The organism is Sphingomonas epibiotica, assembly GCF_039615155.1.
Lineage (GTDB): Bacteria > Pseudomonadota > Alphaproteobacteria > Sphingomonadales > Sphingomonadaceae > Sphingomonas.
In genome coordinates, this window is record NZ_JBDGHY010000040.1 from 1 (window position 1) to 501 (window position 501).

1 pseudogene is annotated in these 501 nt (G+C 65.5%); it reads right to left on the minus strand.

From position 1 onward, the window contains the following. Nucleotides 1-99: 99 nt before the first annotated feature. Nucleotides 100-501: pseudogene (locus AAIO73_RS20190) on the minus strand (catalase); the annotation flags it as partial.

The window sequence follows — 501 nt, forward strand, 5'->3', positions numbered from 1 at the left end:
TTGAACGCGAGCGAGGCAGCACGTCCCACGTCCGTGCGATATGAGGCTTGCCGTTAAGTGGAGCGGCAGGACGTCCACCTGCCGCTCCCGCCAGGGTCGTCAGGCCGCCGCGTCGAGATCGACCTTCATCTCCCGAGCCCAGAACCTGAGGTCACGACAGGTCGTGACGAACGCCTTGACGTCCTTGCTCTTGCTTAGGGCTACGAAGCCATCGTCAAGCTCCGGCACCCGAGAAGCGTCGAACAACGTGGCGGCTGCATCGGTGTAGCCGATGAACTTGCAGTGGCCGAACGCGTCCGCCACGAAGTCCTTGGAGGCCGCATCCTTGGCGAGCATCGCAACCCCCTCCTCGGACGGGAGCACCGCGACGGCATCGAACAGGACCGAAGGTCCGCCGTCGATCTTCTGCTTGGCCGCGACCTTGGTGCCGTCGTCGAGCGTGACCCCGCCGATCTTCGGCGCGACCACCTCCCAGACCGCGCCTTCGGCTTCCAGCGCCTT